Raw genomic sequence first — 15,327 nt, 5'->3', positions numbered from 1 at the left:
TGCCGGTCAGCGCATGACCGGCAGGACAGGACTCTCAGAAGCCAAGCGTTTTGGCGTTATCTTTGGTCACTTCCAGAATGCGGTTAAAGCGGATCACATGGGTTTTCATATCCACATCGGCTTTCCCCAGGCCATCAATGGTCAAGTCGCTGGTGACCTGTTTGCCGTCAAGAAGTTGATCGGCAAGGCTGACCAGCGCAAAACCGGCATCTTTCGGATCCCACAACAGCACTTTCTTGATATCACCGGTAGCCAGGTAAGGCGCAGCCTGAGCAGGCATGGCGATGCCGACCACGGCAATTTTGTTTTTCGCCCGTTTGCTTTTCACTGCCTGACCGGCACCAACAGGGCCAAGGGAACCGAAGCCGATAATGCCTTTCAGATCCGGATAGGTACGCATCAGGTCGAGGGTGGTGGCGTAGGATTTATCGATGCTCTCGGCCACCGGCAGGCGCGAGGTGACTTCATGCATTTCCGGATATTTTGTTTTCTGGTATTTGATGGCGGCATCAGCCCAGGCGTTATGCAGGGGCACAGTCAGCGAACCAACGTAAATGGCATAACCACCTTTTCCACCCATGGCGCTGGCCAGCTCATCCATGTTCTTCTCGGCATATTTCTGGCTGTCGATGGTTTCCACATCCCACTGGGCAATCTGCTGATCCGGTGATTCATGGCTCAGCACCACGATACCCTGAGCGCGGGCCTTCTTCAGCACGGGTTCCAGCACTTTGGCATCGTTGGGCACCACAATAATGGCATCCACTTTTTTGGCGATCAGGTCTTCAATCACCTTGACCTGCTGGGCCGGATCGGGCGTGGAGCCGCCCACCTGGTAGGCGTTTACGTCCAGTTTGGTCGCCGCCTCTTTCACACCCACTTCCATACGGGTAAACCACGGAATACCGGTTACTTTAGCCACCACGGCAATATCATGTTTTTCAGCGGAAAAAGAGGGTGTTGTAAACAGCATGCAGGCAGAAACAACACATGCATTGAGTAATGCGACGTTGAATTTCATAGCAATACCTTATTGTAGGGGCGGATTGTCCGCTGATTGCCCGCCTGGCGCAGGCTTATAATGGCCGGATGTCACTGACACCACGAAAGCAAGATAGCAAGCAGCCAGGCCGGATCGGGCAAGCCGCAGCTGGAAATGTGATCGGCGATGTTTTTAGTTAAATTTTATCTGCTTTTATGTTAATTTAAGGTTAATTAAATTATTTTGTAGTAAAAGTACGATTTTTTTATGTTTATTAATTGTTAATTATTGGTTTATTTTTATCTAATATTTAACATCAAAAGAGGCTTGCTGCGGTAAAGCCTCCAAAAACTTCACAAATGGCAGAACCGGCAAAACTGGCATATCAAATTTGTGAAGAGTCCCGCAACTGAGTGGTCCTGAAGCCGCCCCGCAAGGGAATATGTCAGGTAATAAGCAACGTAACCTGGTTACAAAGGGCGGGTTTACGTTATTGACGGCGGCCCGGCAATGATCCAAACTTTTGCCACAAATTCCCTTTCAACGTCGTCATGATGTTGCGTAAGCGTTCAACGTTAATCAACGCGTCCTGACCCTGCTCCGGCAAGGGTCCCATCGGGCGCGCGCAGTAAGACGTGCCCTTACGTAGTCACAAGGAGAACCTGACGTCATGTCGACAACTCTTGAAGGTCGCCAGAGCAATCCAACTGCCTCACTGGCGAGCATCTCATTTGCCGTGTTTTTAACTTATCTGACTGCCGGCCTGGCGCTGCCCGTTATCCCCTTGTTTGTTCATCAGGAATTGGGGTTGAACAATGTCATGGTCGGGATTGCGGTCGGGATTCAGTTTTTCGCCACCTTACTGACTCGTGGCTATGCCGGGCGTCTGGCCGATCGGCACGGTGCAAAGCGTTCGGTGCTTCAGGGCATGCTGGCCTGCACGCTGGTGGGGCTGGCCTATGTGCTTGCGGCGCTGCTTCCCCTGCCGGTGATGGGCAAATTTGCCTTGCTGGTGGTGGGGCGTCTGCTGCTGGGCTTTGGCGAAAGTCAGCTTCTGACTGGAAATCTTACCTGGGGAATGGGGCTGGTGGGGCCGAAACGATCCGGACAGGTGATGTCCTGGAACGGTATGGCCATTTATGGCGCGCTGGCCGCCGGGGCGCCTCTGGGGCTGATGCTGCATAACCAGTGGGGCTTTATGGCGATGGGGATTACCACCATGATCCTGCCGGTATTTGCCCTGTTGTTTAATTTCTGGGTTAAACCGGTTCCCACGCATGATGGGGAGCGTCCTTCGTTATGGAAAGTGGTGGGACAAATCCTTTCACCCGGTTGTGGGCTGGCGTTGCAGGGCGTCGGCTTTGCGGTAATCGGAACCTTCACTTCCCTCTATTTTGCCAGCCAGCAATGGGGTAACGCCGGTTTTGCCATGACCGCTTTTGGGCTCTCCTTCGTGCTGATGCGTATCCTGTTTGGCTGGATGCCTGACCGGTTAGGCGGCATCAAAGTGGCGCTGGTTTCGCTGGCGGTGGAAGCCGTGGGTTTGCTGGTGCTGGGTTTTTCCACCTCCGGCTGGATGGCGCTGGCTGGCGCCGCGCTGACCGGGTGCGGCTGCTCGCTGATTTTTCCTGCGCTGGGCGTGGAGGTGGTCAAACGTGTTGCTCCACAGGTGCGCGGCACGGCACTGGGCGGGTTCTCCGCATTTCAGGACATTGCCTACGGAGCCAGCGGCCCGCTCACCGGTATCCTCGCCACCTCGCTGGGTTATGGATCGGTTTATCTCGCCGGAGCCGTCTGTGCCGTGCTGGGTATCGCCGTCACCTTTAACTTCGCCAGAAGTCAGTAGGGAAAGGCTGACGCCGGTGGACTGGATTTCTGGCTTCGCGACGGTCACCCGGTCATTCAGGGGGGAAAGCAGGCGAATGGCCTGCCCGGAGGAAACCGGAAGAGTGTGGCTGTTAAGGCCTCAGAGGAAAATCCACATCAGGAAACCGAGCAGGACCAGCACCGCAAAAGTGGTGAAGACGGGACGGTTAACCACAGGCTGCAGTACAGGCGGCACATAGCCAAACAGCGGAGCCACAATGGGTTGCGGATGGATTTCGCTGTCGGCAACCTGTTGTTCGCGTAAGCGCTCCGCACGGCGGGCAAACAGCAGGTTCATCAGATCCTGCGCCTGAGCGGCAGTCAGAACCGCCAGGGGCGGCTGCTGGAAGCGTTGCTGGCTGGCGTCTTCCAGCATACGCTGCTCTGCCGGCTCCGGCGGAACTTTCAACGAAGCGAGCAGCATCGGCAGTGTTGGCGCCGTGTGCTGGCTCAGCGTATGGCTGACCTGAAGATACTGCGTTAACAGCGGATAAAGCCTGGAGGGGATAGGATCGCCGCTGTGCAGATTCACCATCTTCATGACGGAAGCCCAGAGCTTAACAGGCTGTTCTCCCGTTGCTGCTGCAAGCCGGGAGATCTGCTGATTCAGCGTGTGGTGCTCTGCAGGAAGCAGCGTCCGGTCGGAAATACGGTTCTGCTGTGGCTGTGGGATCGCCATCTGACCGTTTTGTAACATGGTCAGCACCTGGCGCAACTGGTCCGGATTCAGGGAGCTGAGCACCGTATGACCAAATTGCTGACGGATAAAGTCGCTCACTGCCTGGCGGTTATTGCCCTGAGGCAGCAGGTCGGTCAGCTGCTGGAAAAGCTGGCGGGTAGCGTGAGTATTCTGCACCTGAGACAGGCGGTTATTCAGAAACTGTTCAGCAGCAGGAAAATGGCGCGCCAGCAGACCCCCGTCGTTTTTCACCCCCACCTCATGACGCATCCCGGCCCACAGTTCAGGCGACTTCAGCGAACTCAGCGACATGATTTTAACGATCAGCCTTTCCAGCGTGGTGCGCTGAGCAGGTGTCAGCGGTTGATCTCCCGGGCCAGGGCGGGTGGTGCCAGTTTTGGCATCGACCGTCGTACGATCGCCAGGGATCGGCGCACCGGGGCCGCTAAGAGGTTGCATGACAAAATCCTTAACTCAATCAATATCCGGGGCCGCCGGAGAAAGGGGGATTCACTATGATAACAATCCCGCCCTGCGATAGGTAGTGGCGCAGGCCGGGTGGGGGGAAATATATTGCTCTCAGCCCGGGTTTCAGGTGGAACTGAAGTTTATGCTGCCGATCCTGTCTCTTTTTTGGGCGTTTTTTTTAACCGCAGGGGCGTGCGAAGACGCTGCGCAAGGAAAACCCCCAGCAGGGTGATGCCGCCGCCGATAAAATGATAGCTGTGCAGGGTTTCATGCAGAAACAGCACGGCGATAATGGCGGTGAAGATCGGTGCAAGGTTCATAAAGATGGTCGCAGTATTGGCTCCCATCCTCATCACGCCCTGAATCCACAGGAAGGGGGCAATAATTGAAGCCGGGATCCCGGCGAACAGCACCAGCGGAATATTATGCGCGTTAAGCGAGACATCCTGCGCCAGTAAAAAGTTGGGTAACAGCAGCAGAACGCCAAAAACAATCTGCACATAGAGACTCTGCCAGTTGGGCAGTGGGATCGCCCAGCGTTTGGTCAGTACGCCATACAGCGCGTAGGAGGTTGAAGCGGCAAACATCATCAGCTCGCCTTTCCCCATGCCCTGTGACAACAGCTGCTGCGGATTGCCCTGGCTCACCAGCCAGACCAGCCCGCAGAATGACATCAGGCTGCCGATCACAATGCCCAGCGTCGGTGCCAGTCGCAATACCACGAGGCTTATCAGCACGGTCAGCAGCGGGATCAGAGCGTTCAGGATACCCATAAACAGTGCGGTCACGCTGTGGGCGGCGTAGTAAGCCAGGCTCTGATAAAGCACCATCCCCAGCAGTCCCAGAATCAGCAGTTTCCACCATACCCTGCCAATTTGCTGACGATTGCGCCAGACGGCTGGCAACACAAAGGGTGTCAGAGTCAGCAGAGCCAGAAGCCAGCGGTAAAAAGAGATAGCGGCAGGATCGATTGCCCCGGCAGAGACTTTGCTGACAATGGCATTCACTGACCAGATCAGCACGGCCATCAGGGGAAACATAAAATTCATCGGGAAGCCAGATTAGGAAAAACGTGAAGATAGCTTACGCCTCTCCTGGCAAAGACCGCCAGGGATTATCAGACGGGTAATGATTCGTCCAGGCGGTTTGTGGCAGAATGTCGCCCACAAGTTATCTGGCAGGAACACCATTGTGAAAATCCTTGTTGATGAAAATATGCCTTATGCCCGCGAGCTGTTCAGCCGCACAGGCGATGTGGTTGCGGTTCCCGGACGGCCAGTACCTCAGGCAGAGCTGGACAATGCCGATGGTCTGATGGTTCGGTCGGTCACTAAAGTGAATGCGGAACTGCTCAGCGGCAAACCGGTAAAATTCGTTGGCACGGCCACGGCCGGAACCGATCATATTGATGAAGATTATCTGCGGGAGCAGGGGATCGCCTTCTCAGCCGCGCCAGGCTGTAACGCTATCGCGGTGGTGGAGTATGTCTTCTCTTCGCTGCTGCTGCTGGCCGAGCGTGATAGTTTCCTGTTAACAGACCGCACCGTCGGCATCGTGGGCGTGGGTAACGTAGGCGGACGCCTGCAGGCGCGGCTGGAAGCTTTGGGTATCAAAACCCTGCTTTGCGATCCCCCGCGTGCCGATCGGGGCGATGAAGGCGAGTTCCTGCCGTTGTCCAGGCTGGTGGCGGAAGCGGATATCCTGACGTTCCACACGCCGCTGTTTAAACAGGGCGAGTATAAAACGTTGCATCTGGCCGATGAAGCGCTGCTGATGGCGCTGAAGCCCGGCACCATTCTGATCAACGCCTGCCGTGGCGCGGTGGTGGATAATGCCGCGCTGCTTAACGTGCTGCAAAAGCGCGATGACCTGAGCGTGGTGCTGGACGTCTGGGAGCCGGAACCCGAGCTTTCCCTGCCGCTGCTGGATAAAGTGGATATCGCTACCGCACACATTGCGGGCTACACCCTGGAGGGCAAAGCACGCGGCACCACCCAGGTATTTGAAGCCTGGACGCAATTTCTGGGACAGCCGCAGCAGGTAGCATTAGATACGCTGCTTCCCGCCCCGGAATTTGGGCGAATTACCCTGCACGGTGAGCTGGATCAGCCAACGCTGAAAAGACTGGTGCATCTGGTGTATGATGTGCGCCGCGATGATGCCCCGCTGCGTGCGGTGGCCGCGGTGCCTGGCGAATTTGACCGCCTGCGCAAGAATTATCTGGAGCGTCGCGAATGGTCTTCACTGCTGGTGCAGTGCGATTCGGAACAGGCGGCGACCCTGCTGAAAAAACTAGGATTTAACGCCGTTTTTCATCCGGCCTCCTGAGGGTAAGATACGCCCCGGTTGATAATCTGCTTCCCCGGGCGGTGCGATAGCCGCCTTCTTTTTTTGTAGTCTTTTCTGGAGTTAACCAACATGTCTGACGGCTGGAACATTGCGCTATTAGGCGCGACAGGCGCAGTAGGGCAAGCTGTACTGGAACTGCTGGCAGAACGTCAGTTCCCGGTTGGTGATTTATATGCGCTGGCGAGCGAACGCAGCGCGGGTGAAACCCTGCGTTTTGATGGCAAATCGGTGCTGGTTACCGATGCGAGTACCTTCGACTGGTCTCAGGTGCAGCTGGCATTCTTCACCGCCGGGCGTGAAGCCTCTGCGCGCTATGCCGACGAGGCTGCCAACTCCGGCTGCCTGGTCATCGACAGCAGCGATCTGTTCGCGCTGGAGCCGGACGTGCCTCTGGTCGTGCCGGACGTTAATCCGCAGGCACTGGGTGATTACCGTAACCGCAATATCATCAGCGTGGCGGACAGCGTCACCAGCCAGCTGCTTTGCGCCATCAAGCCGCTGGTCGATCAGGCTGGCCTTGGTCGCCTGCAGGTCACCAGTCTGATTGCCGCATCCGCACACGGCAAAGCTGCCGTGGACTCTCTGGCCGGTGAAAGCGCACGTCTGCTTAACGGCCTGCCGGCGGAAAAGGGCTTCTTTGACCGCCAGCTGGCGTTCAACATGCTGCCGCTCCTGGCGGATGCTGAAGGCAGCGTGCTGCAGGAGCGTCGTCTGGTGGATCAGGTCCGTAAAGTGCTGCAGGACGAAGGATTGCCGATTTCTGTCTCAACCGTGCAGGCCCCGGTGTTCTATGGCAATGCGCAGATCGTGCATATCGAGAATCTGCGTCCGATGTCAGCAGAAGAAGCGCGAGAAGTGTTCTTGCAGACCGAAGATATCCGCCTCTCTGACGAAGACGATTACCCCACTCAGGTTGGCGACGCGTCGGGCAACGATGTGCTGAGCCTGGGCTGCGTGCGCACCGACTATGGCGTGCCTGAGATGTTGCAGTTCTGGTCGGTGGCCGACAACGTTCGCTTTGGCGGCGCGTTGATGGCGGTGAAAACCGCTGAGAAGCTGATCCAGGAGTATATGTACTGATGTCTGAAGTGGGTTTGCCTGAGCAAAAGCAGAAGCTGGCGCTCGGCATTGAATATGATGGCAGCCGTTACTATGGCTGGCAGCGTCAGCAGGAAGTGCGCAGCGTACAGGAAAAGCTTGAAAAAGCGTTGTCGAAAGTCGCTAACCATCCGGTCAGCGTCTATTGCGCAGGCAGGACTGATGCCGGGGTTCACGGTACCGGTCAGGTGGTGCATTTTGAGACCACTTCCCTGCGTAAGGATGCCGCCTGGACGCTGGGGGTTAATGCTAATTTACCCGATGATATCGCGGTGCGCTGGGTGAAACCTGTCGCGGATGATTTTCATGCCCGTTTTAGCGCCACCGCGCGCCGCTACCGGTATGTTATCTATAACCGCCGCCTGCGCCCGGCGATTTTGCATGGTGGCGTTACGCACTTTTATCATCCGCTGGATGTGGAAAAAATGCAGCGTGCAGGACAGCTTCTGTTGGGTGAGAACGACTTTACGTCGTTCCGCGCCGTACAGTGCCAGTCCCGTACGCCCTGGCGCAACGTGATCCATCTCAACGTCAGCCGCTTCGGCGCTTACGTGATTGTGGACATCAAGGCCAATGCGTTTGTCCACCATATGGTACGCAACATTGTAGGGAGCCTGATGGAAGTAGGCTGTGGCAATCAGCAGGAAAGCTGGATCGCAGAGCTGCTGGCGGCGAAAGATCGCACGCTGGCAGCAGCCACTGCACGGGCCGAAGGACTGTACCTGGTCTCGGTCGATTATCCGCAACACTATGATTTACCACGTCCGCCGATGGGACCACTGTTCCTCGAGGATTAAATGAAGCCTGGAGAATTAAGGAAACGTGTATGGAACTGATTCGTTTTGTTGTCGACTTCATCCTGCATATTGATGTCCATCTGGCGGAGCTGGTAGCGCAGTATGGCATGTGGGTTTATGCCATTCTGTTTCTGATCCTGTTTTGCGAAACCGGACTGGTAGTGACCCCGTTCCTGCCGGGGGATTCCCTGCTGTTTGTGGCCGGTGCGCTGGCTGCTTTGCCCACTAACGATCTGAATATTCATGTGATGGTCACCCTGATGTCGGTGGCAGCCATCGTGGGGGATGCGGTGAACTACACCATCGGGCGGCTTTTTGGCGACAAATTGTTCAGCAACCCGAATTCGAAGATCTTCCGTCGCAGCCACCTCGATAAAACCCATCAATTTTACGAGCGTCACGGCGGGAAAACGATTATTCTTGCGCGCTTCGTGCCGATCGTCCGGACTTTTGCGCCGTTTGTCGCCGGGATGGGGAAAATGTCCTACCGCCACTTTGCCCTGTATAACATTTCGGGCGGGTTGCTGTGGGTACTGCTGTTCTCCTACGCGGGCTACCTGTTTGGCGACTTGCCGGTAGTGCAGGAGAATCTGAAACTGCTGATCGTGGCGATTATCTTACTTTCAATTCTGCCTGGCATCATTGAAGTCTGGCGCCATCGCCGCGCCGCGCGTCAGCAGAAATCGCAGTAAAACCTCGCTAAACTGCCGCCTGATGACCAGATTTTTATCCACAGCATCGGGCGGTTATGGTTTAATGAGCGACATTATGGTCTGCGCTGCCGTGCGGCGTGGTAAAAGAAAACTGGTTTCACCAGGTTCAAACAGAAAGGTCCTCAATGAGCTGGATTGAACGAATTCTCAATAAAAGCACCATCACTCCCTCGCGCAAAGCCAGTATCCCTGAAGGGGTCTGGACCAAGTGCGACAGCTGCGGCCAGGTTCTGTACCGCGCCGAGCTGGAGCGCAATCTGGAAGTTTGCCCGAAATGCGATCACCACATGCGTATGCATGGCCGTGAGCGTCTGCACAGCGTGCTGGACGAAGGCTCGTTAATCGAGCTGGGCAGCGAGCTGGAGCCAAAAGATCTGCTGAAGTTTAAAGACTCCAAAAAATACAAAGATCGTCTGGTGGCTGCGCAAAAAGAGACCGACGAAAAAGACGCGCTGATCGTGATGAAAGGCACGCTGCACGGTATGCCTGTTGTGGCTGCGGCCTTTGAGTTCTCCTTTATGGGCGGCTCTATGGGCTCCGTCGTGGGCGCGCGCTTCGTTCGTGCTGTTGAGCAGGCGCTGGAAGACAACTGTCCGATGATCTGCTTCTCCGCTTCTGGTGGTGCCCGTATGCAGGAAGCGCTGATGTCGCTGATGCAGATGGCGAAAACCAGTGCGGCACTGGCTAAAATGCAGGAACGCGGTCTGCCTTATATCTCCGTGCTGACTGACCCTACCATGGGCGGCGTTTCCGCCAGCTTCGCCATGCTGGGCGATCTGAACATTGCTGAACCTAAAGCGTTGATCGGCTTTGCCGGCCCACGCGTTATCGAGCAGACAGTGCGTGAGAAACTGCCACCGGGCTTCCAGCGCAGTGAATTCCTGATTGAGAAGGGCGCGATCGACATGATCATCCGTCGCCCGGTCATGCGCTTTAAGCTGGCAAGCATTCTGGCCAAAATGATGAATCTGCCTGCACCGCAGGAAGAGGCTCAGGCAGAAGTTGCCGGGGACGAACCCCAGGGCGAAGAAGCCTGACTGATGACAGAAAGGGGCGTAATGCCCCTTTTACCAATGAACCGTAACGCTGTGAACGGGACAAATGGATAATCTTCCTCAAGCCACGTCACCTCTGGTCACGTGGCTTCATTATCTTGAGAATCTCCACTCTCAGGCTATTGAACTCGGACTGGCACGCGTACAACGCGTGGCTACTTCGCTCGACCTGTTAACCCCTGCTCCCGTCGTGTTTACCGTCGCGGGGACCAACGGCAAGGGCACTACCTGCAGAACGCTTGAAACCCTGCTGATTGCAGCGGGCTACCGGGTTGGTGTCTTCAGCTCTCCCCATTTGTTGCGCTATACCGAACGGGTGCGCATTCAGGGTGAAGAGTTGCCGGAAGCGGATCACACAGCCTCCTTTGCCGATATTGAAGCCGGAAGGGGCGATACCTCACTGACCTATTTTGAATACGGCACGCTCTCTGCGCTGTGGCTGTTTAAACGCGCGAAGCTTGATGTGGTTATTCTGGAAGTGGGGCTTGGCGGGCGTCTGGATGCCACTAATATTGTGGATGCCGACGTTGCCGTGATAACCAGTATTGCCCTGGACCATACCGACTGGCTGGGGCCCGATCGTGAAAGCATTGGCCGTGAAAAAGCCGGGGTATTTCGTGGCGGCAAACCGGCGGTCGTCGGTGAGCCTGATATGCCCCACACCATAGCTGAAGTGGCGGATAATCTGGGTGCCCATCTGCTTAAGTGCGGGCGTGACTGGCACTACAGCGTCTCTGAGGAGAGCTGGTCATTTACTGATGCTCAGGGTGCGCTTCAGGGCCTGCCGTTGCCGCAGGTGCCGATGCCCAATGCGGCCACTGCACTTGCTGCGCTGCGTGCCTCACCGCTACACGTTGATGAAGCGATCGTTTATCAGTGGCTGGATAAGGCAATTCTGCCTGGCCGTTTTCAGACAGTTGCCGAAGCCCCGCGAGTGATTCTTGATGTGGCGCATAATCCCCACGCCGCCAGCTATCTGGCAGGGCGCCTGCGCGATCTGCCGAAAACCGGTAAGGTTCACGCCGTAGTAGGGATGCTGCATGACAAAGATATCGCCGGCACCCTGGCCTGTCTGAAACCTGAGGTTGACTACTGGTACTGCGCGCCACTTGAAGGGCCGCGCGGCGCAAACGCCGGGGAGTTGCAGGCACATTTGCCTGAGGCTCAGGCCTTTGTCTCCGTCGCTGATGCTTATCATCAGGCGCTTAAGCAGGCAGCAGAGCAGGATATTGTGCTGGTGTGTGGCTCTTTCCACACCGTGGCACACGTAATGGAAACGAGGGAAGCGGAGAACGGCAGTGGCCAGTAAGTTTCAAAACCGTTTAGTCGGGACCGTCATTATAGTAGCACTGGGCGTCATCATTCTGCCGGGTTTGCTCGACGGCAAAAAAAAGCACTATAAAGAAGAGTTTGCGGCGATACCGCTGGTGCCGAAACCTGGCGATCAGCAGGAGAATGACCTGGTACCGCCAGTCACTCAACCGCTGCCTTCGCAGCCGCCGGAAGGGGCAACGGCGGAAGGTAAAGCCGCCAGCAACACTTCACAGGCCGAAAGCGGCTCCACAGCGCCGCAATCCAGCAATCATCCAAGCGTCGTGGCTCCTCCACCTGTGGTGGAATCAAAGCCGGTGACCAGACCGGTAGAGAAGCCTAAGCCTAAACCGGTAGAGAAACCGGCGGAAAAACCGGTTGAAAAGCCTAAGCCACAACCTAAACCAGAAGCTCAGCCTGCCGAACCTGCGCAGCAGAGCGCACCTTCCGGTCAGGCTTATGTTGTTCAGCTGGGCGCGTTGAAAAACGCCAGCAAGGTCAATGAAGTTGTCGCGCAGCTCCGTCTTTCTGGTTATCGCGCCTTTACCGTGCCATCCACACCGGTACAGGGCGAGATAACCCGAATCTACGTCGGACCGGACGCCTCTAAAGCGAAGATGCAGGCGGCGGTTAGCGAACTGAAAGGCATTTCCGGACTCGGTGGGGTAGTTAAACCTTACAGTGCCCGTTAGGTTTTTCAGGGGATGTACTGCGGCCGCCGGGCCACTTAACAGGGTGGAGTGATTCCACCCTGTATTACGTTAGTCTGGCGCTATTAATGTAAGAGCCTGAGCCTTTTAAAATCGCAGGATTTCTGCCGTTTCGCTGTTTGCTGACGCCGTGGTAATTGTCTTTAAGTGGTTAAAAGTCAGTCTGTTACATAAGCAGGCTTGCCGGGTGTGACCGCAAGCCGCCAGCAGGCATGATGGCTGGTTTTTTTACACATGGCATTAATTAAACTGGCACAGGAAAACGCTACGCAAACGTTTTCTTTTTCTGTTAGAATTCGCCCCGAACTGGATGCAGGGGCACAGTCGCTGGAAGAGTTCATGGTCTGGATAGATTACGTCATTATTGCGGTTATTGGTTTTTCGGCTCTTGTCAGCCTGATCCGTGGGTTTGTTCGGGAAGCCTTATCTCTCGTCACCTGGGGTTGCGCATTTTTTGTCGCCAGTCATTACTACTCCTACCTTGCCGTCTGGTTTACCGGTTTTGAAGACGAACTGGTTCGAAATGGAATCGCCATTGGGGTGTTGTTCGTGGCCACGCTGTTAGTGGGAGCCATCGTCAACTTCGTCATTGGTTCGCTGGTTGAAAAAACCGGCCTGTCGGGTACCGACAGAGTGTTGGGCGTCTGTTTCGGGGCATTACGTGGTGTGCTGATCGTGTCAGCTATTCTGTTTTTCCTCGATACCTTCACCGGCTTTTCAAAAAGCCCTGACTGGCAACAGTCCCAGCTGGTTCCCCAGTTTAGTTACGTCATCAGGTGGTTCTTTGATTACCTGAAGAGTACGTCGAGTTTTTTGCCCCGGTAATAGAACCGGGGTTACGGCTTATGAGGAAATAACCACATGTGCGGTATTGTCGGGATCGCCGGATTCATGCCGGTCAACCAGTCGATTTATGACGCGTTAACGGTGCTCCAGCACCGTGGGCAGGATGCCGCAGGCATCGTAACCATTGATGCATTAAAATGCTTCCGCCTGCGTAAAGCAAACGGCCTGGTCAGCGATGTATTTGAAGCCCGCCATATGCAGCGTCTGCAGGGCAACATGGGTATCGGCCACGTCCGTTATCCGACAGCGGGAAGCTCCAGCGCTTCTGAAGCTCAGCCTTTCTACGTGAACTCGCCTTACGGCATCACGCTTGCGCACAATGGTAACCTGACCAACGCTCACGAACTGCGTAAGCAGCTGTTTGAAAGCGGTCGTCGTCACGTTAACACCACCTCAGATTCTGAGATCCTGCTGAACATTTTTGCTCAGGAGCTGGATCGTTTTCAGCACTATCCGCTGGAAGCCGATAACATCTTTGCCGCTGTGACTGCCGTGCACAAGAGCGTCCGTGGCGCCTATGCCTGTGTGGCAATGATCATCGGTCATGGCCTTGTCGCTTTCCGCGATCCCAACGGGATTCGCCCACTGGTGATCGGCAAGCGCAGTATGCCGGATGGCCGTAACGAATATATGGTCGCCTCCGAAAGCGTGGCAATGGATACCCTGGGCTTCGAATTCCTGCGGGATGTGGCGCCAGGTGAAGCGGTTTATGTCACTGATAAAGGTCAGTTGTTTACCCGTCAGTGTGCAGAGAACCCGAAATTCAATCCTTGCCTGTTCGAATACGTCTATTTTGCCCGCCCGGACTCGTTCCTGGACAAAATCTCTGTCTACAGCGCCCGTGTTCGTATGGGCACCAAGCTGGGTGAGAAAATTGCCCGTGAGTGGGAAGACCTGGACATCGATGTGGTCATTCCCATCCCGGAAACATCATGTGATATCGCGCTGGAAATGGCCCGTATCCTGGATAAGCCGTATCGCCAGGGGTTTGTGAAAAACCGCTACGTAGGCCGTACGTTTATTATGCCAGGTCAGCATCAGCGTCGCAGTGCGGTTCGCCGTAAGCTGAACGCTAACCGGGCTGAATTCCGCGGCAAAAACGTGCTGCTGGTAGATGACTCTATTGTTCGCGGTACCACCTGCGAACAGATCATCGAAATGGCCCGTGAAGCGGGCGCGAAGAAAGTCTACCTGGCTTCTGCGGCACCGGAAATCCGTTTCCCGAACGTCTATGGCATCGATATGCCGAGCGCGACGGAGCTGATTGCTCATGGCCGTGAAGTGGAAGAGATCCGCCAGCTGATTGGTGCTGATGGCCTGATCTTCCAGGACCTGGACGATCTGATTGAAGCCGTAAGGGAAGAAAACCCGGATATCGCGCAGTTCGAGTGCTCGGTATTTAACGGAATCTACGTCACCAAAGATGTCGATCAGCAATATCTGGAGTACCTCCAGTCGCTGCGTAATGATGATGCCAAAGCCATGGCCCGTCAGAACGAAGTGGAAAACCTGGAAATGCACAACGAAGGCTAATACCCTGAGTAGTGACAGCAGGTAAAAGTGGGCCGGAAGCGATTCCGGCCCATTTCTTTTTTGGCGCTCAGGTGTCATACTTTGATTTTCAGCCCGGCAGGATATTTATGAAAAGACTCATTATTGGCATTTCAGGTGCCAGCGGCGTGATTTATGGCGTCCGTGCGCTGCAGATTTTGCAGCAGGTCAGCGAGGTGGAAACCCATCTGGTGATGAGTCAGGCTGCCCGGCAGACGCTGGCACTGGAAAGCGACTATTCGGTACGCGATGTTCAGGCACTGGCCGATGTGGTGCATGACGTGCGGGATATTGCTGCCAGCATCTCTTCCGGTTCGTTTAAAACCGATGGCATGGTCATCCTGCCCTGTTCGATGAAAACCCTTTCAGGGATTGTCCACAGCTACACCGATGGCCTGCTGACGCGTGCGGCCGATGTAGTGCTGAAAGAGCGCCGTAAACTGGTTCTCTGCGTACGTGAAACCCCCCTACATCTTGGCCACCTGCGGATGATGACCACGGCGGCTGAACTGGGGGCAATTATTATGCCACCGGTACCGGCCTTCTATCATCGCCCTGAAAATATTATGGATATTGTTGATCAGACGGTGAATCGCGTTCTCGATCAATTTGATATCACGCTTGATAAAGATCTCTTCACGCGCTGGCAGGGTGCATAACCCTGCTTTTATGCACCATTTGAGTGCGTAGCCAGGTGCTGAATCGCTTTTTGTGCATTCAGTGCACCAAAATGCAACATTGTTCGCCCTGTCTTTCCACAAACCTGTTATATATTTCCCCACAATCAAGGCGTTTGCGCTGTTATACGGCGAAACAAGCTGATTGCGCAGCAATGGGGCAGGTGAAGGCAAAACTGGCATGAAATCTGCAAAAGAGATGTGTTCTGACTGCGCTAACAACAT

The 15,327-nt window shown here is 55.4% G+C and carries 14 protein-coding genes; 11 read left to right on the top strand and 3 right to left on the bottom strand.

Annotated features, from left to right (window positions below; genetic code table 11):
- Positions 1-34: 34 nt before the first annotated feature.
- Positions 35-1,021, bottom strand: coding sequence for an autoinducer 2 ABC transporter substrate-binding protein (locus VRC33_RS15825; protein ID WP_338557266.1), 987 nt, complete (start codon positions 1,019-1,021; stop codon positions 35-37).
- 631 nt (positions 1,022-1,652) lie between these two features.
- Here VRC33_RS15825 and VRC33_RS15820 point away from each other — a divergent pair.
- A complete protein-coding gene (locus VRC33_RS15820; RefSeq protein ID WP_338557265.1) occupies positions 1,653-2,828 on the top strand; it encodes an MFS transporter in 1,176 nt (391 codons plus the stop codon).
- Positions 2,829-2,948: 120 nt separating this feature from the next.
- Here the strand turns inward: VRC33_RS15820 and flk are convergent, their stop codons facing one another.
- Both flk and VRC33_RS15810 read right to left on the bottom strand, forming a co-directional pair.
- On the bottom strand, positions 2,949-3,986 hold the full coding sequence (gene flk, locus VRC33_RS15815; RefSeq protein ID WP_338557264.1) for a flagella biosynthesis regulator Flk: 1,038 nt from the start codon (positions 3,984-3,986) through the stop codon (positions 2,949-2,951).
- Positions 3,987-4,135: 149 nt separating this feature from the next.
- Complete coding sequence (locus VRC33_RS15810) at positions 4,136-5,044, bottom strand: DMT family transporter (RefSeq protein WP_338576767.1); 909 nt, start codon at positions 5,042-5,044, stop codon at positions 4,136-4,138.
- A gap of 142 nt (positions 5,045-5,186) precedes the next feature.
- Here VRC33_RS15810 and pdxB point away from each other — a divergent pair, with 142 nt between their 5' ends.
- From pdxB to VRC33_RS15760, 10 genes are all read left to right on the top strand, one after another.
- On the top strand, positions 5,187-6,323 hold the full coding sequence (pdxB, locus tag VRC33_RS15805; protein ID WP_338557262.1) for a 4-phosphoerythronate dehydrogenase PdxB: 1,137 nt from the start codon (positions 5,187-5,189) through the stop codon (positions 6,321-6,323).
- 90 nt (positions 6,324-6,413) lie between these two features.
- Complete coding sequence (locus VRC33_RS15800; RefSeq protein ID WP_338557261.1) at positions 6,414-7,424, top strand: aspartate-semialdehyde dehydrogenase; 1,011 nt, start codon at positions 6,414-6,416, stop codon at positions 7,422-7,424.
- A 14-nt stretch (positions 7,425-7,438) separates the two neighbouring features.
- The gene (gene truA, locus VRC33_RS15795; RefSeq protein ID WP_338564316.1) at positions 7,439-8,239 is read left to right on the top strand and encodes a tRNA pseudouridine(38-40) synthase TruA; all 801 of its coding nucleotides are present in this window, start codon (positions 7,439-7,441) and stop codon (positions 8,237-8,239) included.
- Between the two features lie 29 nt (positions 8,240-8,268).
- Positions 8,269-8,931 carry a DedA family protein gene (locus VRC33_RS15790; protein ID WP_338557260.1) on the top strand — a complete coding sequence of 221 codons (663 nt, stop codon included), beginning with the start codon at positions 8,269-8,271 and terminating at the stop codon, positions 8,929-8,931.
- Between the two features lie 146 nt (positions 8,932-9,077).
- A complete protein-coding gene (gene accD / locus VRC33_RS15785) occupies positions 9,078-9,989 on the top strand; it encodes an acetyl-CoA carboxylase, carboxyltransferase subunit beta (protein ID WP_338564515.1) in 912 nt (303 codons plus the stop codon).
- A gap of 64 nt (positions 9,990-10,053) precedes the next feature.
- Positions 10,054-11,316: a bifunctional tetrahydrofolate synthase/dihydrofolate synthase gene (folC, locus tag VRC33_RS15780; protein ID WP_338557259.1), complete on the top strand. Its 1,263-nt coding sequence runs from the start codon at positions 10,054-10,056 to the stop codon at positions 11,314-11,316.
- Positions 11,306-12,010, top strand: a complete 705-nt coding sequence (gene dedD, locus VRC33_RS15775) for a cell division protein DedD (RefSeq protein ID WP_338557258.1) — start codon at positions 11,306-11,308, stop codon at positions 12,008-12,010. The genes folC and dedD overlap by 11 nt, the downstream gene beginning before the upstream one ends.
- A 357-nt stretch (positions 12,011-12,367) precedes the next feature.
- Positions 12,368-12,853 carry a colicin V production protein gene (gene cvpA, locus VRC33_RS15770; protein WP_338564315.1) on the top strand — a complete coding sequence of 162 codons (486 nt, stop codon included), beginning with the start codon at positions 12,368-12,370 and terminating at the stop codon, positions 12,851-12,853.
- Positions 12,854-12,889: 36 nt separating this feature from the next.
- The gene (gene purF, locus VRC33_RS15765; protein ID WP_338557257.1) at positions 12,890-14,407 is read left to right on the top strand and encodes an amidophosphoribosyltransferase; all 1,518 of its coding nucleotides are present in this window, start codon (positions 12,890-12,892) and stop codon (positions 14,405-14,407) included.
- A 107-nt stretch (positions 14,408-14,514) separates the two neighbouring features.
- Complete coding sequence (locus tag VRC33_RS15760) at positions 14,515-15,084, top strand: UbiX family flavin prenyltransferase (protein WP_338557256.1); 570 nt, start codon at positions 14,515-14,517, stop codon at positions 15,082-15,084.
- Positions 15,085-15,327 lie beyond the last annotated feature (243 nt).

This window comes from Erwinia sp. E_sp_B01_1 (assembly GCF_036865545.1).
Lineage (GTDB): Bacteria > Pseudomonadota > Gammaproteobacteria > Enterobacterales > Enterobacteriaceae > Erwinia.
Note: the sequence above shows the minus strand (reverse complement) of the source record. Positions and strands in the feature narration are given on the sequence as shown.